The sequence below is a fragment of the Variovorax sp. SRS16 genome, from assembly GCF_901827165.1.
Lineage (GTDB): Bacteria > Pseudomonadota > Gammaproteobacteria > Burkholderiales > Burkholderiaceae_C > Variovorax.
Genome location: NZ_LR594666.1, coordinates 2,834,027 through 2,856,862 on the forward strand (window position 1 = coordinate 2,834,027; position 22,836 = coordinate 2,856,862).

General features: G+C 68.4%; 26 protein-coding genes. 7 read left to right on the forward strand and 19 right to left on the reverse strand.

The features are described 5' to 3' along the window. Positions 1 to 60 precede the first annotated feature (60 nt). The 3 genes from E5P2_RS37740 to E5P2_RS38290 are packed head-to-tail and all read left to right on the forward strand — an operon-like array spanning position 61 to position 1,455. Positions 61 to 372, forward strand: a complete 312-nt coding sequence (locus E5P2_RS37740; protein WP_232080696.1) for a serine hydrolase domain-containing protein — start codon at positions 61 to 63, stop codon at positions 370 to 372. 29 nt (positions 373 to 401) lie between these two features. Next, a complete protein-coding gene (locus tag E5P2_RS37745; protein WP_232080697.1) occupies positions 402 to 578 on the forward strand; it encodes a serine hydrolase in 177 nt (58 codons plus the stop codon). A 46-nt stretch (positions 579 to 624) separates the two neighbouring features. Then, positions 625 to 1,455 carry a hypothetical protein gene (locus E5P2_RS38290; RefSeq protein WP_332107545.1) on the forward strand — a complete coding sequence of 277 codons (831 nt, stop codon included), beginning with the start codon at positions 625 to 627 and terminating at the stop codon, positions 1,453 to 1,455. On the opposite strand, the gene E5P2_RS13785 is transcribed toward E5P2_RS38290, so the two are convergent. Genes E5P2_RS13785 through E5P2_RS13800 form a run of 4 tightly spaced genes read right to left on the reverse strand, consistent with a single transcriptional unit; the run spans position 1,350 to position 5,974 of the window. Then, the gene (locus tag E5P2_RS13785; protein ID WP_162567707.1) at positions 1,350 to 2,729 is read right to left on the reverse strand and encodes an MmgE/PrpD family protein; all 1,380 of its coding nucleotides are present in this window, start codon (positions 2,727 to 2,729) and stop codon (positions 1,350 to 1,352) included. The two genes, E5P2_RS38290 and E5P2_RS13785, sit on opposite strands and share 106 nt — an antisense overlap. Position 2,730: 1 nt before the next feature. Continuing rightward, complete coding sequence (locus E5P2_RS13790; protein ID WP_162567708.1) at positions 2,731 to 3,909, reverse strand: CaiB/BaiF CoA transferase family protein; 1,179 nt, start codon at positions 3,907 to 3,909, stop codon at positions 2,731 to 2,733. Positions 3,910 to 3,915: 6 nt separating this feature from the next. Beyond that, positions 3,916 to 5,082 (reverse strand): acyl-CoA dehydrogenase family protein, encoded by a 1,167-nt coding sequence (locus tag E5P2_RS13795; protein ID WP_162567709.1) that lies wholly within the window; start codon positions 5,080 to 5,082, stop codon positions 3,916 to 3,918. 19 nt (positions 5,083 to 5,101) lie between these two features. After that, the gene (locus tag E5P2_RS13800) at positions 5,102 to 5,974 is read right to left on the reverse strand and encodes an FAS1-like dehydratase domain-containing protein (protein ID WP_162567710.1); all 873 of its coding nucleotides are present in this window, start codon (positions 5,972 to 5,974) and stop codon (positions 5,102 to 5,104) included. Positions 5,975 to 6,159: 185 nt separating this feature from the next. On the opposite strand from E5P2_RS13800, the gene E5P2_RS13805 reads away from it, so the two are divergent. Genes E5P2_RS13805 through E5P2_RS13820 form a run of 4 tightly spaced genes read left to right on the forward strand, consistent with a single transcriptional unit; the run spans position 6,160 to position 9,312 of the window. Continuing rightward, on the forward strand, positions 6,160 to 7,461 hold the full coding sequence (locus E5P2_RS13805; RefSeq protein ID WP_162567711.1) for an aromatic ring-hydroxylating dioxygenase subunit alpha: 1,302 nt from the start codon (positions 6,160 to 6,162) through the stop codon (positions 7,459 to 7,461). Further along, positions 7,458 to 7,943: an aromatic-ring-hydroxylating dioxygenase subunit beta gene (locus E5P2_RS13810; protein ID WP_162567712.1), complete on the forward strand. Its 486-nt coding sequence runs from the start codon at positions 7,458 to 7,460 to the stop codon at positions 7,941 to 7,943. Before E5P2_RS13805 ends, E5P2_RS13810 begins: the two co-directional genes overlap by 4 nt. Continuing rightward, entirely contained in the window at positions 7,940 to 8,533 is a 594-nt protein-coding gene (locus E5P2_RS13815) for a cysteine hydrolase family protein (protein WP_162567713.1), read from the forward strand. The genes E5P2_RS13810 and E5P2_RS13815 overlap by 4 nt, the downstream gene beginning before the upstream one ends. Beyond that, on the forward strand, positions 8,530 to 9,312 hold the full coding sequence (locus tag E5P2_RS13820; RefSeq protein ID WP_162567714.1) for an SDR family oxidoreductase: 783 nt from the start codon (positions 8,530 to 8,532) through the stop codon (positions 9,310 to 9,312). Before E5P2_RS13815 ends, E5P2_RS13820 begins: the two co-directional genes overlap by 4 nt. 38 nt (positions 9,313 to 9,350) lie before the next feature. Here the strand turns inward: E5P2_RS13820 and E5P2_RS13825 are convergent, their stop codons facing one another. The 15 genes from E5P2_RS13825 to E5P2_RS13895 all read right to left on the reverse strand — a co-directional run bounded on the left by E5P2_RS13825 (position 9,351) and on the right by E5P2_RS13895 (position 22,828). After that, positions 9,351 to 9,923, reverse strand: coding sequence for a methylated-DNA--[protein]-cysteine S-methyltransferase (locus tag E5P2_RS13825; protein WP_162567715.1), 573 nt, complete (start codon positions 9,921 to 9,923; stop codon positions 9,351 to 9,353). Further along, positions 9,911 to 10,540, reverse strand: coding sequence for a PqiC family protein (locus E5P2_RS13830; protein WP_162567716.1), 630 nt, complete (start codon positions 10,538 to 10,540; stop codon positions 9,911 to 9,913). The genes E5P2_RS13825 and E5P2_RS13830 overlap by 13 nt, the downstream gene beginning before the upstream one ends. Continuing rightward, positions 10,537 to 12,198, reverse strand: coding sequence for a PqiB family protein (locus tag E5P2_RS13835; RefSeq protein WP_162567717.1), 1,662 nt, complete (start codon positions 12,196 to 12,198; stop codon positions 10,537 to 10,539). Before E5P2_RS13835 ends, E5P2_RS13830 begins: the two co-directional genes overlap by 4 nt. Beyond that, entirely contained in the window at positions 12,195 to 12,872 is a 678-nt protein-coding gene (locus E5P2_RS13840) for a paraquat-inducible protein A (RefSeq protein ID WP_162567718.1), read from the reverse strand. The genes E5P2_RS13835 and E5P2_RS13840 overlap by 4 nt, the downstream gene beginning before the upstream one ends. Beyond that, on the reverse strand, positions 12,869 to 13,492 hold the full coding sequence (locus tag E5P2_RS13845) for a paraquat-inducible protein A (RefSeq protein ID WP_162567719.1): 624 nt from the start codon (positions 13,490 to 13,492) through the stop codon (positions 12,869 to 12,871). Before E5P2_RS13845 ends, E5P2_RS13840 begins: the two co-directional genes overlap by 4 nt. A gap of 259 nt (positions 13,493 to 13,751) precedes the next feature. Then, a complete protein-coding gene (locus E5P2_RS13850; protein WP_174262668.1) occupies positions 13,752 to 14,231 on the reverse strand; it encodes a nuclear transport factor 2 family protein in 480 nt (159 codons plus the stop codon). A 104-nt stretch (positions 14,232 to 14,335) separates the two neighbouring features. Further along, positions 14,336 to 14,695, reverse strand: a complete 360-nt coding sequence (locus E5P2_RS13855; protein WP_162567720.1) for a DUF1428 domain-containing protein — start codon at positions 14,693 to 14,695, stop codon at positions 14,336 to 14,338. A gap of 99 nt (positions 14,696 to 14,794) precedes the next feature. Beyond that, positions 14,795 to 15,700, reverse strand: coding sequence for an SDR family oxidoreductase (locus tag E5P2_RS13860; RefSeq protein ID WP_162567721.1), 906 nt, complete (start codon positions 15,698 to 15,700; stop codon positions 14,795 to 14,797). Positions 15,701 to 15,788: 88 nt separating this feature from the next. Next, positions 15,789 to 16,727 carry a glutathione S-transferase family protein gene (locus E5P2_RS13865; protein WP_162567722.1) on the reverse strand — a complete coding sequence of 313 codons (939 nt, stop codon included), beginning with the start codon at positions 16,725 to 16,727 and terminating at the stop codon, positions 15,789 to 15,791. 25 nt (positions 16,728 to 16,752) lie between these two features. Then, complete coding sequence (locus E5P2_RS13870) at positions 16,753 to 18,429, reverse strand: isovaleryl-CoA dehydrogenase (protein ID WP_162567723.1); 1,677 nt, start codon at positions 18,427 to 18,429, stop codon at positions 16,753 to 16,755. A gap of 21 nt (positions 18,430 to 18,450) precedes the next feature. Next, positions 18,451 to 19,467 carry an NADP-dependent oxidoreductase gene (locus E5P2_RS13875; RefSeq protein ID WP_162567724.1) on the reverse strand — a complete coding sequence of 339 codons (1,017 nt, stop codon included), beginning with the start codon at positions 19,465 to 19,467 and terminating at the stop codon, positions 18,451 to 18,453. Between the two features lie 26 nt (positions 19,468 to 19,493). After that, a complete protein-coding gene (locus tag E5P2_RS13880) occupies positions 19,494 to 19,943 on the reverse strand; it encodes a PaaI family thioesterase (RefSeq protein WP_162567725.1) in 450 nt (149 codons plus the stop codon). Position 19,944: 1 nt separating this feature from the next. Next, positions 19,945 to 20,739, reverse strand: coding sequence for an SDR family oxidoreductase (locus tag E5P2_RS13885; RefSeq protein WP_162567726.1), 795 nt, complete (start codon positions 20,737 to 20,739; stop codon positions 19,945 to 19,947). After that, positions 20,736 to 20,942, reverse strand: coding sequence for a hypothetical protein (locus E5P2_RS13890; RefSeq protein ID WP_162567727.1), 207 nt, complete (start codon positions 20,940 to 20,942; stop codon positions 20,736 to 20,738). Before E5P2_RS13890 ends, E5P2_RS13885 begins: the two co-directional genes overlap by 4 nt. After that, a complete protein-coding gene (locus E5P2_RS13895; RefSeq protein ID WP_162567728.1) occupies positions 20,942 to 22,828 on the reverse strand; it encodes an acyl-CoA dehydrogenase in 1,887 nt (628 codons plus the stop codon). The genes E5P2_RS13890 and E5P2_RS13895 overlap by 1 nt, the downstream gene beginning before the upstream one ends. Between the last annotated feature and the right edge of the window lie 8 nt (positions 22,829 to 22,836).

Below are 22,836 nucleotides of genomic sequence, written 5' to 3' on the forward strand. Positions count from 1 at the left end.
CAGCCGGCGGCCCCTTGGAATCGACCCGACTGGCTCAACGCGATTCACAGGAGACCACAGATGACGAATTCCACGATCAGGCCCATGCTGGACGCTGTCCTCGCCCAGACCACCCAGCGCCACGGTGGCGCCCCTGGCGTGGTGGCCATGGTCAGCGACCGCAACGCCAACTTCTACGAAGGCGCCGTCGGCACCCGCGAGCTCGGCCAGGACCGGCCGATGACCACCGACTCGGTGTTCGCGATCTTCTCGACCACGAAGGCATTGACGGGCACCTGCGTGATGCAGTTGGTCGAGGAAGGGCGCATCCGGCTGGACGAGCCCGCTGGCAAATACGTCCCCGAGATCGACCAGCTCCAGGTGCTGATCTGAAGTACCGCACTGCCAAGGGCATCCCGACCGTGGTGGCCTGCAACTTCGACTCGATCCGCACGGTGCTGCTGCACGACCCCGGCGCGGCCTGGACCTATGGCGTGAACATCGACTGGCTCGGGCGCATCGTCGAACAGCATCGCGGCCAGCGCCTGGGCGCCGTCATGGCCGAACGCATCTTCGGCCCCCTTTACACTCACCGTTGAGCCGCTCCCCACCGGGGCATTCGCGCATCACGAGGAGGCCGTCGAGATGGAAGCGATCCGCAACGTCCTGGTCACCGATGCCACGGGTGCACCGAGCACGCGCCACCGCCTGGTGGTGTCGACCGACTGGGACGAGGTGCAGCACTGGTGCCGACAGGTCTACATGCCCTGCAACGCCGCGCCGGTGGGGTCGTATAGGACACCCGACTCCGTGCTCGACGCGATCCGGCACTGGTCCAGCGGGCGGGAACACAGCGACACCGGCGTCGGCGAGGCCTTTCTCGTCGACAACTCGCGCACGCACTACTGGCTGGACGCCGACCGGGATCACCTGCAGGTGAACCTGACGTTCCAGCACGACGCGATGGCTGCGCTGCACGAGCGCTGGTTCGGCCAGCCGGCCGACGAACGCATGTGGACGCACAAGTTCCGCTTCGGTGGTGCGCAATCGAGCTGGATCAGCCTGCTGTCCTACGTGTGCCGTTGCATCACCGAGATGCCCGACGCGGTCGAGCACGGACCGCTGGGCCGACATCTCGAGGAGTCGATCGGCCTGCATCTGCTGACGCTTTGGCGGCAGCAGATGCACACTGCTCGTGGCGTCGGCGGGCACCACGGTGCGCGATGTGGCCGAAGCCTGGAGCTACGTCAACCTCGGCATGTTCGCGGCCGCCTATCGCCAACGGTTCGGAGAGTCGCCCTCTGCCACGCTGGCAGGGCGCTAGTTCTGCGCAGCGACCGATCACGCCACCCGGAGGGTGACGCTCGCGTTCATCCGTGCGCTGCCAGAAAGTGCTGCACCGACGCCGCATGCGCGATCGACCAGATGCGCTCGGTCACCTGCCGCATTTCCTCGGCGCTCGCGGCCTTGCCGTAGAGCGCGAGCCGCAGCGCCTTCTGTTCGATCTCGTCGCGCGACAGCGTGTTGCCCGGGTCGCCCTTCGGCTCGTCGACGCGGCCTTCGAGGCGGCCGCCTTCGCGGGTCTCGACCACCACCTTGCCGATCCAGCGCGCGGGATAGGCGCCGTCCACCTCCGCGTCCAGCGCCATGTCGACCCGATCGCGGAAGGCGGTCACCGCCGGATCGCGGTAGTGCGCATCGAACGCATCCAGATCCGCCCGTCCGTGCACGGCCACCAGGCCGAGCACCGTGCCCATCGAGAACTTTGCCTGGTGCACCGTCTGCGGATCCGTCACCGGGCCGAGCACGTCGATGGCGCCCTGGTGCACGAGCGTGGTCACGCGCCGCACGTCGCCGGCGGCGAGCGAATGCCGCCGCATCACCTGCTGCAACGCGTCGGCGGCCGGATGCGTGTGCCGGCACGAGGCATGGAACTTGAACGAGGTCTCGGCAAGGCACCAGCGCGTGCCGAGGCCGTCGACCAATCGGGCCGGATCGGCATCGCTCGACATGCCAGCGGCGATGCCCTGCATGCCGTCGAGGATGCGCCGCGCGCCGGTGAAGCCATCGCGCGCCAGGTAGGCCGCCGTGAGGCCTGCGCCCGCCGCGTGCGCGGTATGCAGTTGCTTGGAATCGGCCGCATCGCGCAGGAATTCCCAGAGACCCGCCGACTGGGTGCCCGCGGAGCCGAGGGCGTGCAGCATCTGCCCGGGTGTCAGCCCGAGCAGCGAGCCGACGGCCGCCGCGGCCGCGAAGGTGCCGGCAGTGCCCGTGGTGTGGAAGGTGCGGTAGTGCGAGCGCCCGAGGAATTCGCCGACGCGGATGCCCACCTCGTAGCCGGCGACCACGGCCACCAGCAGTTCGGCACCGCTGGCACCGACGGCCTGCGCCACCGCCAGCGCCGGCGGGAACACCACCGCCGCGGGATGGAACACCGAGCCGTTGTGCACGTCGTCCTGTTCCGCGAAATGCGAGGAGGCCGCGTTGGCGATCGCGGCGACCAGCGGGCTCGTGCGCCTGCGGCTGGTCAGCACCTCGCTGGGTCCATCGGCCGGCCCCATGCTCTCGATGAAGCGCACGATGGATTCGACCGGCCGCGCATTCCTGCCAGCGAGCGCGGAGCCGAACCAGTCGAGCATCAGGTCCTCGGCGCGCCGCAGCACCGGCTGCGGAATGGCGTCGATGCGCAGGGTCGCGGCGAAGTGCGCCAGGCTTTCGCCGGGATTCGATGAGGTCACGAGAGTCTCCATGTCAGATCGCCTTGTGGGCACGCAGGCCTTCGATGTCGCTGCCCGTGTAGCCGAGCTCCATCAGCAGGGCCTCGCTGTGCTGGCCCAGCGCCGGCACGGCGTCCATGCGCACCTGGTCCGCATCGCGCATGCCGGGCGGAAGCAGCGCCGGCACGGCGCCTGCCGGCGTCTGCACCTCGACCCAGCGCCCGCGCGCCTGCAGCTGCGGATGCGCCCACACGTCGGCCATCTGGTTGACGTTCGCATTGGCGATCGAGGCGTCGTCCAGCCGCGCCACGACCTCTGCGGCCGTCATGCCGGCGAAGGCGTCGGCGATGATCGCGCGCAGCGCCTCGCGCGCCGCGGTGCGCCTTGCGTTGGACGAGAAGCGTTCGTCCGCGGCGAGTTCGGGCCGGCACAGCACCCGGTCGCAGAAGGCCTGCCACTCGCGCTCGTTCTGCAGGCCCAGCATGACCGTCTTGCCGTCGCCGGTGGGGAACGGTCCGTAGGGATAGATGGTGGCGTGCGCCGCGCCCGCGCGCGGCGGCGGCGCGGCGCCCTCGAAGGCGTAGTACATCGGGTAGCCCATCCACTCGACCATGCTCTCGAGCATCGATACGTCGACGTGCTTGCCGACGCCGGTGCGGCCGCGCTCGATCAAGGCCGCCAGCACGTTCGAATAGGCGTACATGCCGGCTGCGATGTCCGCGATCGAACAGCCGGCCTTGGCCGGCTCGTCGGCCGATCCGGTGGTCGAGACGAAACCGGATTCGCTCTGGATCAGCAGGTCGTAGGCCTTCTTGTCGCGGTACGGGCCGTCGTCGCCGTAGCCCGAGATGTCGCAGACGATCAGGCGCGGGTATTTTTCGTGCAGCGCCTCGAAGGACAAGCCCATGCGCGCCGCGGCGCCCGGCGCGAGGTTCTGCACCAGCACGTCCGCCTTCGCCAGCAGGCGAGCTAGAACTTCCGGCGCCCGCGCGTGCTTGAGATCGAGCGCGAGACTTTCCTTGGAGCGGTTGGTCCACACGAAGTGCGAGGCCAGGCCGCGCACGCGCTGGTCATAGGCGCGCGCGAAGTCGCCGACCCCGGGCCGCTCGACCTTGATGACCCGCGCGCCCAGGTCGGCCAGCTGCCGCGTGCAGAACGGCGCGGCGATCGCGTGTTCAAGCGCGACGACGGTAATGCCTTCAAGTGCCTTCATTGCATTTCATCCAAAACTCCTTGGCATGCCGAGGATGTGTTCGCCAACGTAGGCAAGGATCAGGTTGGTCGAGATCGGCGCCACCTGGTAGAGCCGCGTCTCGCGGAACTTGCGCTCGATGTCGTATTCGTGCGCGAAGCCGAAGCCGCCGTGGAATTGCAGGCAGGCGTTGGCGGCCTCCCACGAGGCCTTGGCCGCCAGGTACTTCGCCATGTTGGCCTCGGCGCCGCAGGGCTGGTGCGCATCGAAGAGCTCGCAGGCCTTCCAGCGCATCAGGTTCGCCGCCTCGACCTCGATGTAGGCCTCGGCGATCGGAAACTGCACCCCCTGGTTCTGGCCGATCGGCCGGCCGAAGACGATGCGCTCGTTGACATACTTGGTCACGCGGTCGATGAACCAGTAGCCGTCGCCGATGCATTCCGCCGCGATCAGCGTGCGCTCGGCATTGAGGCCGTCGAGGATGTACTTGAAGCCCTGCCCTTCCTCGCCGATCAGGTTCTCGGCCGGGATCTCGAGGTTCTCGAAGAACAGCTCGTTGGTCTCATGGTTGACCATGTTGGCGATCGGCCGCACCGTCAGGCCGTTGCCGATCGCCTGGTGCAGGTCGACCAGGAAGATCGACATGCCCTCGGACTTCTTCTTCACCTCGGCCAGCGGCGTGGTGCGCGCCAGCAGGATCATCAGGTCGGAATGCTGGATGCGCGAGATCCAGACCTTCTGGCCGTTGACCACGTAGCGGTCGCCCTTCTTCACGGCGGTGGTCTTGATCTTCGTGGTGTCGGTGCCGGTGCTCGGCTCGGTCACGCCCATCGATTGCAGGCGCAGCGCGCCGCTCGCGATCTTCGGCAGGTACTGCCGCTTCTGCGCTTCCGAGCCGTGGCGCAGCAGCGTGCCCATGTTGTACATCTGCCCGTGACACGCGCCGGAATTGCCGCCGCTGCGGTTGATCTCCTCCATGATCACCGAGGCCTCGGTCAGGCCCAGGCCCGAGCCGCCGTAGGCCTGCGGGATCAGCGCCGCCAGCCAGCCCGCCCGGGTGAGCGCATCGACGAAGGCTTCGGGATAGGCCCGCTCGGCATCGACCTTGCGGTGGTATTCGTCGGGGAATTGGGCGCACAGGGCGCGCACCGCATCGCGGATTTCGGCGTGGCGGTCGGGAGCGTGGGAGGGCATGCGTGTCTTCGTGGTCGGGTCAGAGGAGTTCGGCTTCGGCCTGCATGGCGAGGTAGCCCTGGTGGTCGCGCGCCCACAGCGCCAGGCGGCCTTCGCCGTCGGGGCGTCCGCAGACGGTGAAGGGATGGATGTCGAACAGCGGCCGCACCGCCTTGAACTTGAAGCGGTGCACGCGCGCATCCGGCCGCTCGCGGTCGACCAGGTCGAGCAGCAGCGTGGCGATCAGCGGGCCATGGACGACCAGGCCCGGATAGCCCTCGACGCGCGTCACGTAGTCGCGGTCGTAGTGGATGCGGTGGCCATTGAAGGTCAGCGCGGAATAGCGGAACAGCATCACCGGGTCGGGCCGGATCTCGCGCGAGAAGGCCTCGTCGGCGGGCGCCGCAAGGGGCGCGGGTTCGGGCGCGCCGGGCACCGGTGCGCTGCGATAGACGATGTCGTGCTCTTCCGTCACCGCGGTGCCCTCGGCATTGGCGATGCGGTGCAGCACCTTGACGAAGACCAGTTCGCCCGAACGTCCTTTCCGGGCATCGATCGAGACGATGCGCGACGCGCGCGTGATCTCGTCGTCGACCCGCAGCGGATGGTCGAACTGCAGGCTGCCGCCCGCCCACATGCGGCGCGGCAACGGCACCGGCGGCAGGAAGCCGCCGCGCTTCTCGTGTCCGTCATCGCCGATCTCGCTCTGCCGCGCCCGGGGCGTGAAGTACAGCCAGTGGCGCAGCGGCGGCAGCGCGCTGCCCGGCAGCAGCCCCGGGTCTTCGCGGTCGAGTGTCGCTGCCAGCGCCGCGGCCGACGCGGCGCTGGCCATGTCGGTGCGCTGCTCGGTGCGGCCTACCCAGTCCTTCCAGGCGTCGGTCGATGGCGCCGATTCGGCGCGGGAGGATGGCATGGCGTGATGTGGTGTAGTGTGGCGTGATGCCGATATGAAAAGTATGCAGCCGCATGCGCCGATTGGCCATTCGCGATCGATGAAGGTCGCCTTAGCCGCCCGTTAAGCGACGCGCTTCGCGGGTTTTGGCAAGATGCACGCTGCAGTCACAGCCAAAGCTCACCTTTGACCTGAAAGCCGACGCCATGGACATCGACCCGAGCCGACTCGTGCAGCCCGACCGCGTGCACAAGCGCGTCTACACCGACCCCGCGATCTACGAGCTGGAGATGGACCGCCTCTTCGGCCGGGCCTGGCTCTATGTGGGCCACGAGAGCCAGGTGCCGAAGCCCGGTGACTACTTCACCACGCGCCTGGGCCGCGAGCCGATGGTGATGCTGCGCCACACCGACGGCTCGGTGCAGGTGCTCTACAACCGCTGCGCACACAAGGGCGCGCGGATCGTGCCCGAAGGCAGCGGCAGCGTCGGCAAGTTCATGCGCTGCCTCTACCACGGCTGGGCCTACCACTGCGACGGCACCCTGCTGTCGGTGCCGCTGCGCAGCGGCTACGAGGACACCGCGCTCGACCTCCAGGCCCCGCAGTTCTCGGTGCGCAAGGCCGCGCGCGTGGCGAGCTATCGCGGCTTCGTGTTCGCCAGTCTCGCGGCCGACGGCCCGGACCTGGAGACCTTCCTCGGCGGCGTCGCCACCTCGCTGGACAACTTCTGCGACCGCGCGCCCGACGGCGAGGTCGAAGTGGCCGGCGGCGTGCAGCGCGTGATCCAGCGCAACAACTGGAAGATCTTCTTCGAGAACCTGCACGACACCCTGCATGCCGTCGCCACGCACGAATCCTCCTGGCGCGCGGCCAAGGAAGAGTACGAATCCATGCCACCCGGCACGCCCAAGCCCTTCGAGATCGTGATCGTCGACGGCAACGGCGAGCCGCTGGAGTTCTGGGAGAAGCTCGAACTCAAGGGCTACGACCGCGGCCATGGCTACATGGAAGGCATCTTCACGCCGCCGACCGACCCGGTCAGCCTGGCTTATGTCGCGGCGCTCAAGGACAAGCAGGGCGAGGCGCGTGCCGATCAGATCCTGCGCGTGAACCGCCACAACACCATCGTCTACCCGAGCTGCTCGCCGCACACCTCCTTCCAGCAGATCCGCGTGATCCGCCCGCTGGCGGTGGACCGCACGCTGGTCGAGATCTTCACCTTCCGGCTCAAGGGCGCGCCCGACGCGACCTTCCAGCGCGCGCTCAAGTACACCAACGTGGTCAACTCGCCCTCCTCCAACGTGATGCCGGACGACCTCGAGGCCTACAACCGCGTGCAGGAAGGCCTGGGCTCCGACGGCGGCGACTGGGTCAGCCTGCACCGCGCCGCCGGCCGCGAGCAGCCGATCGAAGGCGGCCGCGCCTCCAACGGCAACAGCGAGATGCCGATGCGCAACATGTTCCAGGCCTGGGCCGGCTACATGCGCGATGCAGGAGAAGCGTCATGAACTTCGCGAGCTGGCAGGAGCAGCAGCAGATCACGCAGTTCCTGCACCACGAGGCGCGCCTGCTCGACGAGCACCGCTGGGCCGAGTGGCAGGACCTGTTCACGCCCGACGGGCTCTACTGGGTGCCGCTGGTCAAGGGCCAGACCGACCATGTCAACCATGCCTCGCTGTTCTGCGAGGACCGCATGCAGCGCTCGGTGCGCGCACGCCGGCTCGAACAGGCGCGCGCCTATTCGCAGCAGCCCGCCACGCGCACGGCCCACGTGATCGGCAACATCGCACTCGAATCGCAGGAGGATGCGGCGCTGGTGGTGTATTCGACCTTCCATCTGCTCGAATGGCGCAAGTTCGAGCAGCGCATGTTCGGCGGCACGGTGCTGCACACGCTGCAGCGCGAGGGCGACGACTTTCGCATCCGCATGAAGCGCGTCGACCTCATCAACTGCGATGCGCCGCACGAGGCGCTGCAGGTGTTCCTGTGAAAGCCGCGCTGCTGGCCATGCATTACCAGAACGACGTGCTGCATCCCGAGGGCAAGGTGCGGGTCGGCATCGCGGCCGACGATCCGAAGCGCAGCGAGCTCATCGACGCGGCGCTGCGGCTGATGCAGGGTGCGCGCGAGCACGGCGTGCCGGTGATCTCGGTGCGCATCGCCTTCGCGCCCGACTATTCGGATTGCCTCGTCAACTGCGAGCTGTTCCGCCGCACGGCGCAAGGCGGCGCGGTGCAGGAAGGCCACTGGGGCTCGGCCTTCTTCGATGCGCTCGCGCCGCTGCCCGGCGAGGCCGTGGTCACGCACAAGCGCGACAACCCGTTCTGGGCCACCGATCTCGACGAGGTGGTGCGGCGCACCGGCGCCACGCGGCTCTATGTCGCCGGCATCGCGACCAACTACGTGGTCGAGCACGGCGCGCGCCATGCGAGCGACCTCGGCTATGACGTCGCGGTGGTGGCCGACGCGTGCAGCACCGCCAAACGGCATCTGCACGAGGCCAGCCTCGAAACCCTTTCGATGCTGGCGAGCATCGTGAGCGTCGATGAGGCCCTGAAGCAGATGGCGGCGCACGCATGAGGCTGGACGGCAAGCTCGCCATCGTGACCGGCGCCGCCGCCATGCTCGGCAGTGCGATCGCGCGCACCCTGGTCGAGGCCGGCGCGCAGGTGATCGCCGCCGACATCGACGTCGATCGCGGCCGCGCGCTGCACGCATCGCTCGGGCCGCGCTGCCGCTTCGTCGCTTGCGACATCGCGTCCGATGCGGCGCTGGATGCGCTGATCGCCGAGGCGCTGCACGTCGGCGGCCGCATCGACTTCGTGGTCAACAACGCGGTGCTGTACGGCGACCGCGGCATGCAAGCCACGCGCGCCGAGTGGCTGCGCGCGCTCGATGTCAACCTCGTCTCCGGTGCGATGCTGGTGCAGAAGGCGGCCGATGAATTGGCGCGGCAGGCCGGCGCGGTGGTCAACTTCGGCAGCGTCGGCGGCAAGTTCGGCACGGTCGGCCGTGCGCTCTACCCGGCCGCCAAGGCCGCGATCCTGCAACTGACGCGCAACCAGGCCGCAAGCCTCGCGCCGCGGCGCGTGCGCGTGAACTCGGTGTCGCCCGGCTGGACCTGGTCGGATGCGCTCTCGCGCATGGCGGGCGGCGATCGCGCGCACGCGGACGCCGTCGCGGCGCGTTTTCATCCGCTGGGGCGGGCCGGCGATGCGCAGGACGTGGCGAAGGTCGTGCTGTTCCTGTGCTCCGACGCCGCGCGTTTCGTCACCGGTGCGGACATTCCGGTCGATGGCGGGTTCTCGATGCTGGGGCCGGACCAGGGGCGCTCGGCGGGTGACTGGTTCTCGGATTAGGTGCGGGTCGGCCAGGTGGTCACGGTTTGTGACCACCCCTAGAACAACGACCCGCTCTCGCTGTCCCGCCGCGCTCCCTCGATCGCCAGCATCCTGATCTTCGACGCCGCACCGCCATGGGCCGAGAAGCCGCCGAACTTGCTGCCGGCCGCCAGCACGCGATGGCAGGGCACGACCGCCGCGAAAGGATTGAGCCCGAGTGCCTGGCCGACCGCGCGCGACAGGCCCTTGTCGCCGAGTTCGAGCGCGATCTCACCATAGGTGCGGACCTGGCCGGGCGGGATGCGGCGCGCGATCGCGTAGACCTGCCGGTGGAATTCGCTGACGTGCTCGACGTCGAGCACGATCTCCATCAGGTCGCGCGGCTCGCCGTCGAGCAGCGCGCGGATCGCGGCCATCGCCTGCTGCACCTCTGCCGGCGGCGGCAGTTCGGGCAGCAAGGGAAAGCGCCCCTTCATGCGGCGCCGCGTGGCGGCTTCGTCGGCCTCGGGCAGCTGCACGCCGACCAACCCGCGCGCGCCCCATGCGATGCCGCATGGCCCGATGGCCGTGTCGAACAGCGCGAAGCCGATGCCGTTCACGGCACCCGGTTCGTTGATCAGGCGGGACATGCCACCGCCGGCTGCGAAGACATCGCCGACACGCTGCGCGCAATGGCATCGGCCAGCTTCGCCGTCACGCGCTGCGCGCCCGCCGCCAGCGCATCGAGGCCGCGATCGACCGGCTCGGACAGCGACAGCTGGCAGGTGGTCGACGGACCCTCGTCCGCACGGCGCACGGTCCAGCTGAAGCCGGCATCGACGCGGCTGTTCTCGACCGCGTCGAACTGGCGCAGCTGCACCGCGATGCGGACCACCGGCCGGCCGCGCGCCAGCCCAGACCTGGTGGCATCGACCGCGCCGAGCCGCCCGGCGATGCCGCTGGCCAGCGCATCGCGCAGCTCGTTCTCGAACGAGGACGACCAGCGATGTTCCTCGAGGATGTCGACCTGCGGGCTGTCCGCCGCGCCCTTCTGCCGCACCACCATCTGCGGGCGCGCAAGGCGTTCCGGCATCGCCACCGGCGCGAGTTCGATGAAGAGCGGCGCAGCGCCGGCTGCGGCCGGGGCGGATGCGGGCCGCAGCGTGTCGTCGGCCAGGCTGTAGTACTGCGGCGGCGGGCTGGCGCAGCCCGCCGCCAGGACCAGCACGGCGATCAGCGCCGCGGCGCGAGAGAGCATGGCTTTCATTTCTGCTTGTCCTCCGGCTTGCCGCGCAGCAGCGATTCGGGATGCCGTTCCAGGTAGTCGGTGAGCACGCGCAGCGAGCCGGCCGCGCGCGTGAGTTCCTGCAGCGTCTGGCGCAGGTCCTGCTGCAGCGGCGCGTCCTCGGCGACCGCCCTGCCCGCCGAGTCCAGCGTCTTCTGGGCCGAGTCGAGCGTCTTGCGCACGTCCTTCATCGCGGCGGTCATCTCCGGCGCGACGTCGTTGTTGAGGCTCTTCGTCAGCTGCTCGGCGCTGACCAGCGTGGTGTTGAGCGTGCCCAGCGCACGGCGCAGGTCGGCGCTGATCTGCTCGAAGGGCACCTTGTTGATCTTGGTCGCGATCTCGGCCACCTGCGACTGGATCTCGTCCAGTCCGTTGTTGGGCTCGGTCGGCAGTTCGATCGGGTTCTGCGCGATGTCCACCTTGGCCGGCTTGGCCTTCGGAAAGAAGTCCAGCGCGACATAGACCTGGCCGGTCAGCAGGTTGCCGGTGCGCAGCTGCGCGCGCAGGCCCTTGCCGACCAGGAACTGCAAGCGTTCCGCCGCCGTGAATTTCAGGTCGGCCGGCATGTTGTGCGCCTGGCGCCGCAGGCGGTCCGGGTAGACCTGCACCAGCACCGGCATCTTGAACTCGCGCTCGCTGCGATCGAACTCGACGCCGATCGACTTGACCTCGCCCAGCACCACGCCGCGGAAGTCGACCGCCGCGCCCGGCGACAGGCCGCGCAGCGACTGGTTGAAGTACAGCAGCAGGTTCTGCGCGGGCCCGTCGGGCTCCTTCATCGCGGTGGTCTCGTCATCGGCCAGCGCGAAGGCGGTGTTCTCGGGCGCGACCGGCCCCATCTCGTCGTCGGGCGACTGGAAGGCGATGCCGCCCAGCAGGATGCTCACGAGCGACTGGGTGCGCAGCCTGAGGCCGCCCGCGTTCAGCTCGACGTCCACGCCGCTCGCATGCCAGAAGCGCGTGTTGGCGCCGATGAACTTGTCGTAGGGCGCGTTGATGAACACGCGCAGCGTCACGCCGCGGCCGTCGCCGTCGAGCTCGTAGGCTGCGAGCTGGCCGACCTTGACGCGCCGGAAATACACCGGCGAGCCGATGTCGAGCGAGCCGACGTCGCGCGCACGCAAAAGGAACTGCCGCCCCGACGCATCGCGCGTCACGATCGGCGGCACCTCGAGTCCCTGGAACTCGTCGGCGGTCTCGTCGGAGCTGCCGGCGTCGGCACCGATGTAGGCGCCCGACAGCAGCGTGTTGAGGCCGGAGATGCCCGAGGTGTCGAGCCGAGGCCGCACCACCCAGTAGCGCGTGTCCCGCGCCGTGAAGCTCTTCGCCTCCTTCTTGAGCTGCACCTGCACGTGCACCTCGGAGCGATCGTCGGCCAGCCGGATCGACTGCACCGTGCCGATCTGCACGTCCTTGTACTTGACCGCCGTCTTGCCGGCTTCGAGGCCTTCGGCGGTCTTGAAACTCAGCTGAATCTCGGGCCCGCGGTCGATCAGGATGCGCGCGATCAGCGACACGCCGACGATGGCCGCCACGATGGGAATCAGCCAGATCAGCGAGGGCACCCAGTCGCGCCGCCGCGCGATGACCGGCCCGAGCAGCGGCGGCTCGGCCTGTGTCGTCTTGTCTTCGTCGCTCATGCGGTTCTTTCGGTTTCGTTGATTCCGGCCGCGTTCATGGCGTCCTGCGCCACGGGCGCGCTGTCCCAGCTGAGCCGCGGATCGAAGCTCAGCGAGGCCAGCATGGTCAGCACCACCACCGCGCCGAAGGCCGCGATGCCGACGCCCGCCGTGACCTCGGCGAAGCCCTGGATGCGCACCAGCCCCGCCAGCAGCGACACCACGAACACGTCGAGCATCGACCAGCGGCCGATCACCTCGAGGATGCGGTAGAGGGTCGCGCGCTCCTGCTGGCGCCAGTCGCTTCGCCGCTGGGCCATGAGGGTCATCAGCGTCAGCGCGCTCAGCTTGAACAGCGGCACCAGGAAGCTCGCGACGAAGACGATGGCGGCCAGCCCGTAGGCACCCGAGACCCAGAAGTAGATCACGCCGCTCAGGATGGTGTCGTACTGCGCGCCGAACAGGCTGCGGGTGATCATCACCGGCAGCAGGTTGGCCGGCAGGTACATGACGGCGGCCGCGATCAGCAATGCCCAGGTGAACTGGATGCTGTGCGGCTTGCGGATGTGCAGGCGCGTGCCGCAGCGCCCGCAGGCTGCGCCTTCGGCGGCGCCCTGCCACACGGTGCCGCAGTGGCGGCAGCTCATCAGCCCGAGCTGCGCCGCCGTCGTGACATGCGTGGGGCCATCGCTCATTCGCGCCGCTCCGTCTTCGGCCCGAAGGCCATTTCCCAGAACGTGCGCGGATCGAAGGACAGGATCGCCGTCAGCAGCACCGTGAGGCCCATGAAGGCCCAGAGCGCCGGACCCGGCAGGACTTTGGCCATGCTGCCCAGCTTGACGATTGCCACCAGCACGCCGAGCAGGAAGACCTCGATCATTCCCCACGGACGCAGGGCCTGCAGCCCCCTCACCAGCAGGCCGAAGCCGGCCGGCCGGCGTTCCCGCGCCAGCGGCACCAGCAGGTAGAACAGGATGCACAGCTGCAGCAGCGGAAAGAGGATGGTGGTGGCCAGCACCAGCAGCGCCACCAGCGACATGCCTTCGCTGCCCAGTGCCATCACGGCGCCGAGCAGCGTGGTCTGGCTGCTCAGGCCCTGCAGTTCGATCTCGACGATCGGGAACAGGTTGGCGATGGCGAACAGGATCAGGCTGGCGACCGTGAGCGGCAGCACGCGCGTGCTCTGGTCGCCCGGATGGCGGTCGAGTTCGGTGCCGCAGCGCGCGCAGTGCGAGACCTCGCGCGGACGCAGCGGCGTGCGGCGCCAGACGGCGTCGCAACCCTGGCACACGATGGCCTCTGGAACTTCCTTCATAAACCTCCATGTCGATGGCCGGCGAGCTGCGTGACCGGAAAATCCAGCGGCGTACGCACCCGGGCCGGCAGGCGTCCCGCGTCGATGTCGACCTGGCTATGGTAGAGGGTAGAGCGACAGCCGGCCCGACACCGGCCATCGTCAGGGGCGGAGCACGACGTCGAGCCCGGCCAGCACTTCGGCCACGGCGACGGAACGCATCAGGGCTTGTCCGTTCGGCGCGCCAGGCAGCGTTGTGCGGCGCCGAGGCACCGTCGACCTACTTCTCCGGCATGGCCGATGAATGGTGGCTGGTGATCAGCCATTGGTTGCCATCCCAATGGTAGGTGTACGTGTACCGCGCCTCGACGACAGCGCCGGTCTTGGCGAATTTGAAGGTATACAGGCCGGCATCTACGGCCGTGTTGCACCCTATCTCGATGGTCCTGAAATCAATGCGGCCGAACGGCTTGTTTTCAAGAAAGTGTTCGAAATAGTCCAGCTTCTGCGCCGCATTGAGACGCGGCGTGTTGGAAACGGTGGGAAGCAGGATGGATTTTTCCGCGTAGTTCGCGACCACCTTGTGGGCGTCGCCAGTCTGCAAGGACTGGTTCCAGCGGTCGAACAGCGCGGCAACTTCCGGCTCGCTGGTTGCCTTGCAGACCTCGGTTCGCGCCGATGTGGAACCCGGTGGACCTGAGGCGCATCCCGCAAGCAAAGCGCCCGCAGCCAAAAGCGAACATGCGACAGCTTGCTTCACGGCAACTCCTTTTTGGTCTGGGAGTCCGACTGTAGATGAACAGGAGGGAACGTGGTGACTCTTCAGTCCCAGTATTTGACGGGAAGCCGATCGCCGTCCGAAGCCTAGAGCGTGACCAGCGGGTTGAAGCCGCCCCAGAACATGCGCTTGCCGTCGAAGGGCATCTTCGTCAGGTCCATCATGTCGGCCAGCCGCGGATCGCTCATCACCTTGGCATTCACGTCGTCGCGCTGCTCGCGCGATTCGTAGAGGATGTAGGTGAACACCACGATCTCGTCGTCCTTCAGCTGCACGCTCTGCGGGAACGAGGTGAGCTTGCCGGAGGGGACATCGTCGGCGATCCATTCGCGGTATTCGAGCGCGCCGTGCTCGCGCCAGACGGTGCCGGCGCGGATCGCCAACTCGCGATAGGCCTCCACCTTGTCTTTCGGGACGGGAATGACGAATCCATCGACGTAGGCCATGCGACGATCTCCTTCGGGCGGATTGCAGATGCGGATGCCGACGCCTCAATATAGGCAGCGCCTCGTTCGCCTGCAAGCCCGCACGGCGGCGGGGCCGGGTCAGCCGGCGCGCAGTTGCGCGCGCAGGGTCGCGCCGATCTCGGGCCGCTCCAGGAACGGATCGGCCGGGTTCGTCAGCGACACGATGTTCTCCATGCGGCTCCGCACGTTGCCGAGCGCCTTCGGATGGCTGAAGACGTAGAACTGGTTCGCGCTGATGGCCTCGAACACCTTGTGCGCGACCTCGGCCGCGGTCACCTTGCCGCTGCTGACGGCCTTGTTGGTCATCGCCTGGCCGATCAGCTGGCTCTTCGTCAGCTCGCCGGCCGCAAGCGCGCCGGGCCGGTTGCGCTCGCTGCTCGTGATGCCGGTCGGCACGAAGTACGGACACAGCAGGCTGGCGCCGACCTGGTCGGTGATCAGGTTCAGGTCCTGGTAGAGCGTCTCGGTCAGGCTCACCACCGCGGCCTTGGCAGCGTTGTAGATGCCCATGTTGGGCGGTGTGAGCAGGCCCGCCATGCTGGCCGTGTTGACGATGTGGCCGCGCCAGGCGGGATCCTTGGCGGCAGCTTCGAGCATCATCGGCGTGAACAGGCGCACGCCGTGGATCACGCCCCAGAGGTCGACGCCCAGCACCCATTCCCAGTCGGCGACCGTGTTCTCCCAGACCATCCCGCCTGCGCCTACGCCGGCATTGTTGAAGACGAAATGCGGCGCGCCGAAGCGCTGCTGCACGGCCCGGGCGAGTGCCTCCATCTGTGCGGCGTCCGACACGTCGACCTTGCGCGCCAGCACCTGGGCGCCCGCGGCCTCCATCTCGGCCTGCGCGCGGTCGAGCGCATCCTGCTGCACGTCCACCAGCACCAGGTTCATGCCGCGCGCCGCGCCGATGCGCGCGCATTCGAGGCCGAAGCCGGAGCCGGCGCCGGTGAGAACGGCCGTGGTGCCCTTGAAATCCTGAATCATTTGCGCGTGTCCTTGGGTCTCGTTGCAGGAGACGCCATTGAAATACGAAAAACTCGCCGACGCAGTCGCAAAGGTGCTCGCGCGACCTTCAGCCCTCGACCTTGCGCAGCGTGAAACCGATGCGCGGGAAGTGCACGTGGACGGTGCCGGCTCGCTCGTCCGTGCGGCGCAGCGTGTAGTGGGTGCGCGTGGCGGCCATCAGTTCGCCCTCGGTCGGCTCGGGGCCGAAGCTCTCGGCCGCGACCGTGACGCGCGCGCCGAGCGGAATGCCGTGCTCGTCCTGGAAGGTGCTGTCGGACAGCAGCGTGTGCGGCGTCGACGCCTTCGCGACGGCGATGGCCTGCGCGGCATCGAAGCTTTCCATCGTGCCGTGGCCGATCGCCGACATGCGGTCCATCCAGTCCTGCACGGCCGGCGTGAGCTGCAGGATGCCGGCCATCGACGGCGTGCGCTTGCGCGTGAACCACAGCGGGTGGTAGCAGGCGAAGTCGGCCACCGTCGGATACGCACCCATGAGGAAGTCGCCATCGTCCAGCATGTCCGACATGCGGCGCAGATAGGACTTGTAGGCCGCCGCGGCATCGGCCGGGCGATGCCGCACCATGTTGACGCTCATCGCGCGGCGGTCGTCGGCAAAGGCCTTGGCCGCCTCGGGCGGCGCATTGGCGAACATGTCGGCCGCGCCCTTGGGGCTGAAGCTGTAGCCCATCGCGGCCCAGAACAGGCTGCTGTCGGCCCATTGCGCGATCACGCGCGCGAGGCCCTTGCCCGGTTCGGGATAGAGCGAGGGCACCGGCGCGAGATGCTCGAGCACGTCGCAGATCAGCGCCGTGTCGCAATAGATGTCGGCGCCGATCTGCAGCACCGGCGTCCGGCGGTAGCCGCCGGTGAGCGCGATCACGTCGGCCTTGGGCATGATCGCCGGGATGATCACCGACTTCCAGGCCAGCTTCTTGTAGCCGAGGATGAGGCGCAGCTTCTCCGAGAAGGGGGAGGTCGCGTAGTGGTGGAGGATCAGGTCTGCCATCGTGTTTCCTTGCGGGTGTTGCGGCTCAGTGCGGCCGGGCGCGCGTGATGATCGCATCGACATCGGTGCCGGCGCCGAGCGTGCCGAAAGCCTGGCCCCAGTCGCCGCCGAGGCGGGAGGCGCAGAACGCGCCGGCGACGGCGGCCGGCGCGGTCTGCACCAGCAGTGCGGCCTGCACCGCGAGCGCGACATCCTGGGCGAGGCGGCGTGCCTCGATCTCGGTGGCCATGGCCTCGACGCGTGCGGGCAGCGCATCGGCCAGCCGGTCGAGTGCCTGGTCGACACCGCGCGCCGGGGCCAGTTCATGCGCCAGCGCAGCGACCGCATCGCCCTTGCGCAGCCCGCGCAACAGGTCGAGCGCCATGATGTTGCCGGCGCCTTCCCAGATCGAGTTGAGCGGCATCTCGCGGTAGATGCGCGCCATCACGCCTTCGCCGCCCTCTTCCACATAGCCGTTGCCGCCGAGGCATTCCATCGCCTCCTGCGCGAAGTGGCTGCCGCGCTTGCAGATCCAGAACTTGGCGACCGGCGTCAGGAGGCGCGCCATCAGGCGTTCATGCTCGTCGTCCGGGTGATCGAAGGTGCGCGCGAGCCGGATCGCGAGCGCGGTCGCGGCCTCGCTTTCGAGCGCGAGATCCGCCAGCACGTTCTTCATCAAGGGCTGCTCGATCAGCGGCTTGCCGAAGGCCTGGCGCTCGGCGGTGTGGTGCAGCGCGAGGCTCAGGGCCTGGCGCATCAGGCCGCTGGTGCCGAGCGCGCAGTCCAGGCGTGTCATCGTGCCCATCTCGAGGATCTGCGGAATGCCGCGGCCCTCGTCACCGACCAGCCATGCGCTCGCGCCCTGGAACTCGACCTCGGAACTGGCATTGGCCTTGTTGCCGAGCTTGTCCTTCAGGCGCTGGATGCGGATCGCGTTGCGACTGCCGTCGGGCAGCACGCGTGGCATGAAGAAGCACGAGAGCCCGGCGGGCGCCTGTGCGAGCACCAGGAAGGCATCGCACATCGGCGCCGAGAAGAACCACTTGTGGCCGGTGATCTCGTAGCGCTCGCCCCAGGCGTCGCTGTCGGCGCGCACGGCACGCGTCGTGTTGGCGCGCACGTCGGAGCCGCCCTGCTTCTCGGTCATGCCCATGCCCATGGTCACGCCGGGCTTGTCGCGCCAGGGCTTGAGCGCCGGGTCGTACCAGCGGCTCGCGAGCTTCGGTCCCCAGTCGGCATGGATCGCCGCGTTGCCGCGCAGCGCGGGCGTGACGGCGTAGCTCATCGAGATCGGGCACAGGATCGAGGGCTCGAGCTCGGTGAAGAGCATGAAGCCGGCGGCGCGCTGGACGTGGGGCGAAGGCATGGCCCCCTCTCCCTCCGGGAGAGGGTTGGGGTGAGGGCTCCCCCACGGCGTCCCATGCAACCCAGCTCCAACAGCTTCCGTCATCAGCGCGTGATAGCTCGGATGAAACTCCACCTCGTCGATGCGCCGCCCGAAGCGGTCGTGCGTATGCAGCACCGGCGTGTTCGTGTTTGCGAGCCGCGCATGCATCTGCATCTCGGCCGTGCCCGCCAGCGCGCCCAGGTGCTCGAGCGGCGCCGGTTGCAGTGCCGGCGCGTTGAACTTCAGCGCGTCGCGCAACGGCCGGTTGGTTTCGAACAGGTTGTAGCCGACCAGCGGCGTTGGCTGGTTGAAGACCTCGTGCGTCGTGTCGTTCATCGCCGGTCTCCTGGGTCGGCCTCAGATCAATTTGACGAGCTGCTTGCCGAAGTTTCTGCCCTTGAGCAGCCCGAGAAAGGCCTCGGGCGCCGACTCGATACCCTGCGCGACCGACTCGCGCGGCCGCAGCTTGCCGCTGCCCACGAGCTGGCCCAGTTCGGCCAATGCCTCGGGCCACACTTCCATGTGCTCGCTGACGATGAAGCCTTCGATCTTCATGCGGTTGATCAGGATCAGCGCGGGATTCGCGAGCGGCAGCGGCTGCCCGTCGTAGCCCGCGATCATGCCGCACAACGCGACGCGCGCGAAGGCATTGGCACGCAGCAGCACCGCGTCGAAGATGTAGCCGCCGACGTTCTCGAAATAGCCGTCGATGCCCTGCGGGCAGGCTTCCTTGAGTGCCGCGCTCATGCTCTTCACGTCAGGATGCTGCCGGTAGTCGATGCAGGCATCGAAGCCGAGTTCGTCGGTCACGTACTTGGATTTGTCCGGACCGCCCGCGATGCCGACCACGCGGCAGCCGCGCGCCCTTGCCAATGCACCGAAGGCACTGCCGACCGCGCCGCTGGCGGCGGTGACGACGACCGTCTCGCCGGCCTTCGGCGCGATGATCTTCACCAGCCCGTACCAGGCCGTCACGCCCGGCATGCCGACCGCGCCCAGGTAGTGCGACAGCGGCACGTGCGTGGTGTCGACCTTCTTGAGCGCGCCGGGCTGCGAGGCATCGACCACGCTGTATTCCTGCCAGCCGCCGAAGCCGACGACCTTGTCGCCCACCGCGTACTTGGGATGCCTGCTCTCGACCACCTCGCCGGCCGTGCCGCCCTGCATCACCTGGCCGAGCGGCTGCGGCTGTGCGTAGCTCTTGGCATCGTTCATGCGGCCGCGCATGTACGGGTCCAGGCTCATGTAGTGGTGGCGCACCAGCACCTGGTTGTCCTTGAGCGCAGGCGTCTGGACGCTCACGAGCCTGAAATTGCCGGCGACGGCTTCGCCCTCCGGCCGGTTGTCGAGCAGCTGCTGGCGATTGGTGGGCATGGTTGTGTCTCCTCGATGGAATCGGGTCAGTCGGTGGATGGCGGACGCATCGCGTTGGCGCTGCCCGGACCCGTGGGCAGGCGGCGCTTCACGTACTTGAAGGTGCCGGTCGCATGGGCGCAGGCGCGCTCCTGCGCGTCGTAGATCGTGGCCTCGGTGAAGGCCAGCGTGGCGGTGCGGTGCATGAGGCGGCCGCGCGCATGCAGCGGACCCACGGAAGGCTGCATGAAGGTGGTCTTCATCTCGATCGTGACCACGCCGGTCTCGGGCGTCTGGCTGCGCGCTGCCGCGGCCATGGTGATGTCCAGCAGCGTCATGCAGGCGCCGCCGTGCGTGACGTCGAAGGTGTTGAGATGCTCGGGCTTCGCGGTGTAGCGGATCTCCGATTCGCCGCCTTCGAACTTCACGAGCTCGAAGCCCAGGTGCACCGCGAACGGGATCTGGCTGGTGTAGGAACGGACGTTGATGTCGTCCACGTCAGGCGCCCAGCACGACGCTCACGCCGCCGTCGACGGCCAGCCATTGCCCGGTGATGTGCTTGCCGGCGTCGCTCGCGTAGAGCAGCGCGATGCCCTTCAGGTCCTCGTCGTCGCCCAGCCGGCCGAGCGGCGCATGCGAGGCCATCTTCTCCTCGCCCATCGACTTGATCAGCCCAGCCGCCAGCTTGGTCATGAAGAAGCCCGGGCAGATCGCATTGACGTTGATGTTGTACTTGCCCCATTCGGCCGCCAGCGTGTGGGTGAAGCCGATCACCGCGCTCTTGGAGGTGTTGTAGGCCAGGGTCTGCATCTCGGGCGGGTTGCCGTTGAGGCCGGCGATGGACGCGATGTTGATGATGCGCCCAGACTTCTTCGGGATCATGCAGCGCTTGGCGATCTGCTGCGACAGGATGAAATAGCCGCGCACGTTGAGGTTCATCACCTTGTCCCAGGCTTCGACCGGATGGTCCTCGGCCGGCGCACCCCAGCTGGCGCCGGCGTTGTTGACCAGGATGTCGACGCTGCCCATGCGTTCCAGCGTCTCGTCGGCCAGGCGGCGCGTGTCCTCTTCCCTGGAACAGTCGGCCGCGATCCAGCGCGTGTCGATGCCGGCCGCCTGCAGCTCGGCCGCGGCCTCTTCGAGATCGGCGGCCTTGCGCGAGCTCAGCATGATCTTCGCGCCGGCCTCGCCGAGCGCATGGGCCATCTGCAGGCCGAGGCCGCGCGAGCCGCCGGTGATCAGCGCGGTCTTGCCGCCGAGGTCGAACAGTTTCTGGATGCTTCTTGCGGTCATGGTTGTTTCTCTTTCAGGCGGGAACGGACATAGATCAGCACGACGCCGACCGCGGCCAGCGCCACGCCCGGCACGGCCATGGACCAACCCAGACCCGGGCTCGTGCGGCCGGTCGCGATGCCGAGGATGAGCATGAAGAGGCCACCATAGATCAGCACCCAGATCCATGCCTCCAGCGTGGCGTGTGCGCGGGGCGCGGCCATCAGAAAGCCTCCTCGGGCAGCGCGGCGCAGGTCGGGTCGCGGCGTTCGACCACGTTCAGCCAGGCGCCGATGCGGGGCAGTTCGTAATGGAAGAAATAGTCGGCCGCGCCGAGGCGGCCCACGGTGGCCGGCAACGCCTTGGCGGCATCGCGTTCGAGCGCGCGCTGCGCGACATCGAGCCAGATCCATGCGAGCACCATGTGGCCGAAGGCCTGCATGTACGGCACCGCATTGGCCAGCGCCTCCTGCGGATGGCCGGTCGCCCAGGCCTCGCGGGTCGCAGCGCCGACGCGCTCCAGCGCCTCGCCGAGCGACTTCGCATGCGCCGCCAGTGCGGGCACGGCCGCCGCGCGCCGCATCGTCTCGGCGATGCGCGCGGCCAGCAGCGTGAGGCCGCGGCCCTCCTCCATCAGCACCTTGCGGCCGAGCAGGTCGGCCGCCTGGATGCCGTGCGTGCCTTCATGGATCATGTTGAGGCGGTTGTCGCGCCAGTACTGTTCCACCGGGAAGTCGCGCGTGTAGCCATAGCCGCCATGGATCTGGATGGCGAGCGAATTGGCTTCCAGGCACCATTCGCTCGGCCAGCTCTTGGCGATCGGCGTCAGCACTTCGAGCAGCAGCCGCGCGTCGTCCGCGGCCTCGGCATCGCCGGTCTTCTGTTCGTCGACCAGGCGTGCGCAATAGAGCTCCAGCGCCAGCGCGCCCTCGCAATACGACTTCTGCGCCAGCAGCATGCGGCGCACGTCCGCGTGTTCGATGATGCGCACCTGCGGGCTGGCGGCGTCCTTGCCGGCCGGCCCCTGAGGCCGGCCCTGCGGCCGGCTCTTCGCGTAGTCGAGCGAGGCGTAATAGCCGGCCATGCCGAGCATGGTGGCCGCGGTGCCGACGCCGATGCGCGCCTCGTTCATCATGTGGAACATGCAGTGCAGGCCCTTGCCGGGCTGCCCCACGAGGTAGCCGACGGCACCCGCCTTGCCGTCCACCGGAAACCGGCCTTCGCCGAAGTTGAGCAGCGTGTTGGTGGTGCCGCGCCAGCCGAGCTTGTGGTTGAGGCCGGCCAGGGCGACGTCGTTCCTGCTGCCCAGCGTGACTGTCACGCTGCCGACCTCCCCCTCTCCCGCTCGCGGGAGAGGGCCGGGGTGAGGGCTCTCCACCTTCACCAGCCACTTCGGCACGATGAACAGCGAGATGCCGCGCGTGCCCGGCACCAGCTTGCCGTGCGCGTCGGGAATCTTGGCCAGCACGATGTGAACGATGTTCTCGGTCAGCTCGTGGTCGCCGGCCGAGATCCACATCTTGTGGCCCGTGAGCCGATAGCGCGGGCCGAGCGGATCGTCCTGGAAGCCGTCGCCGTCGGGCACCGCGCGTGTCGCGACGTCGCTCAGGCTGGAGCCGGCCTGCGGCTCCGACAGGCACATGGTGCCCGCCCAGCGGCCGGAGAATTCGTTCTTCGCGAAGACCGCCTGCTGCATCGGCGTGCCGTGCACCATCAGCAAGTTGGCGTTGCCGCTGGTCAGCATGTTGGCGCCGATGCTCACCGAGGCCATCGCGAAGAAGCTACCGGCGGCGGCCTGCACCGTGTAGGGCAGCTGCATGCCGCCGATCTCGTAGTCCTGCGCGGCACTCAGCATGCCGGACTCGGCGAAGGCCTTGTGCGCATCGTGCGTGGCCTGCGGCAGGATCACGCGCTCGCCGTCGAACTGCGGCTCCTGCGTGTCGACGGTGCGGTTGTGCGGCGCGTACTTCTCGCGCGCGATGCGCTCGCAGGTATCGAGCACCGCATCGAAGGTCTCGCGCGAGTGGTCGGCAAAGCGCGCACGCGCATTGAGCGACTCGGCGTGCAGCCAGTCGTAGAGCAGGAAGTCGAGGGTCGGGCGAAGGCTCATGGGTTGCT

What these genes read in the sequence shown, in the direction of transcription:
- E5P2_RS37740 (WP_232080696.1), top strand. Translation starts at nt 61, where the DNA reads ATGACGAATTCCACGATCAGGCCCATGCTGGACGCTGTCCTCGCCCAG.
- E5P2_RS38290 (WP_332107545.1), top strand. Translation starts at nt 625, where the DNA reads ATGGAAGCGATCCGCAACGTCCTGGTCACCGATGCCACGGGTGCACCG.
- E5P2_RS13785 (WP_162567707.1), bottom strand. Translation starts at nt 2,729, where the DNA reads ATGGAGACTCTCGTGACCTCATCGAATCCCGGCGAAAGCCTGGCGCAC.
- E5P2_RS13790 (WP_162567708.1), bottom strand. Translation starts at nt 3,909, where the DNA reads ATGAAGGCACTTGAAGGCATTACCGTCGTCGCGCTTGAACACGCGATC.
- E5P2_RS13795 (WP_162567709.1), bottom strand. Translation starts at nt 5,082, where the DNA reads ATGCCCTCCCACGCTCCCGACCGCCACGCCGAAATCCGCGATGCGGTG.
- E5P2_RS13800 (WP_162567710.1), bottom strand. Translation starts at nt 5,974, where the DNA reads ATGCCATCCTCCCGCGCCGAATCGGCGCCATCGACCGACGCCTGGAAG.
- E5P2_RS13805 (WP_162567711.1), top strand. Translation starts at nt 6,160, where the DNA reads ATGGACATCGACCCGAGCCGACTCGTGCAGCCCGACCGCGTGCACAAG.
- E5P2_RS13810 (WP_162567712.1), top strand. Translation starts at nt 7,458, where the DNA reads ATGAACTTCGCGAGCTGGCAGGAGCAGCAGCAGATCACGCAGTTCCTG.
- E5P2_RS13820 (WP_162567714.1), top strand. Translation starts at nt 8,530, where the DNA reads ATGAGGCTGGACGGCAAGCTCGCCATCGTGACCGGCGCCGCCGCCATG.
- E5P2_RS13825 (WP_162567715.1), bottom strand. Translation starts at nt 9,923, where the DNA reads ATGTCCCGCCTGATCAACGAACCGGGTGCCGTGAACGGCATCGGCTTC.
- E5P2_RS13830 (WP_162567716.1), bottom strand. Translation starts at nt 10,540, where the DNA reads ATGAAAGCCATGCTCTCTCGCGCCGCGGCGCTGATCGCCGTGCTGGTC.
- E5P2_RS13835 (WP_162567717.1), bottom strand. Translation starts at nt 12,198, where the DNA reads ATGAGCGACGAAGACAAGACGACACAGGCCGAGCCGCCGCTGCTCGGG.
- E5P2_RS13840 (WP_162567718.1), bottom strand. Translation starts at nt 12,872, where the DNA reads ATGAGCGATGGCCCCACGCATGTCACGACGGCGGCGCAGCTCGGGCTG.
- E5P2_RS13845 (WP_162567719.1), bottom strand. Translation starts at nt 13,492, where the DNA reads ATGAAGGAAGTTCCAGAGGCCATCGTGTGCCAGGGTTGCGACGCCGTC.
- E5P2_RS13855 (WP_162567720.1), bottom strand. Translation starts at nt 14,695, where the DNA reads ATGGCCTACGTCGATGGATTCGTCATTCCCGTCCCGAAAGACAAGGTG.
- E5P2_RS13860 (WP_162567721.1), bottom strand. Translation starts at nt 15,700, where the DNA reads ATGATTCAGGATTTCAAGGGCACCACGGCCGTTCTCACCGGCGCCGGC.
- E5P2_RS13865 (WP_162567722.1), bottom strand. Translation starts at nt 16,727, where the DNA reads ATGGCAGACCTGATCCTCCACCACTACGCGACCTCCCCCTTCTCGGAG.
- E5P2_RS13870 (WP_162567723.1), bottom strand. Translation starts at nt 18,429, where the DNA reads ATGAACGACACGACGCACGAGGTCTTCAACCAGCCAACGCCGCTGGTC.
- E5P2_RS13875 (WP_162567724.1), bottom strand. Translation starts at nt 19,467, where the DNA reads ATGCCCACCAATCGCCAGCAGCTGCTCGACAACCGGCCGGAGGGCGAA.
- E5P2_RS13885 (WP_162567726.1), bottom strand. Translation starts at nt 20,739, where the DNA reads ATGACCGCAAGAAGCATCCAGAAACTGTTCGACCTCGGCGGCAAGACC.
- E5P2_RS13890 (WP_162567727.1), bottom strand. Translation starts at nt 20,942, where the DNA reads ATGGCCGCGCCCCGCGCACACGCCACGCTGGAGGCATGGATCTGGGTG.
- E5P2_RS13895 (WP_162567728.1), bottom strand. Translation starts at nt 22,828, where the DNA reads ATGAGCCTTCGCCCGACCCTCGACTTCCTGCTCTACGACTGGCTGCAC.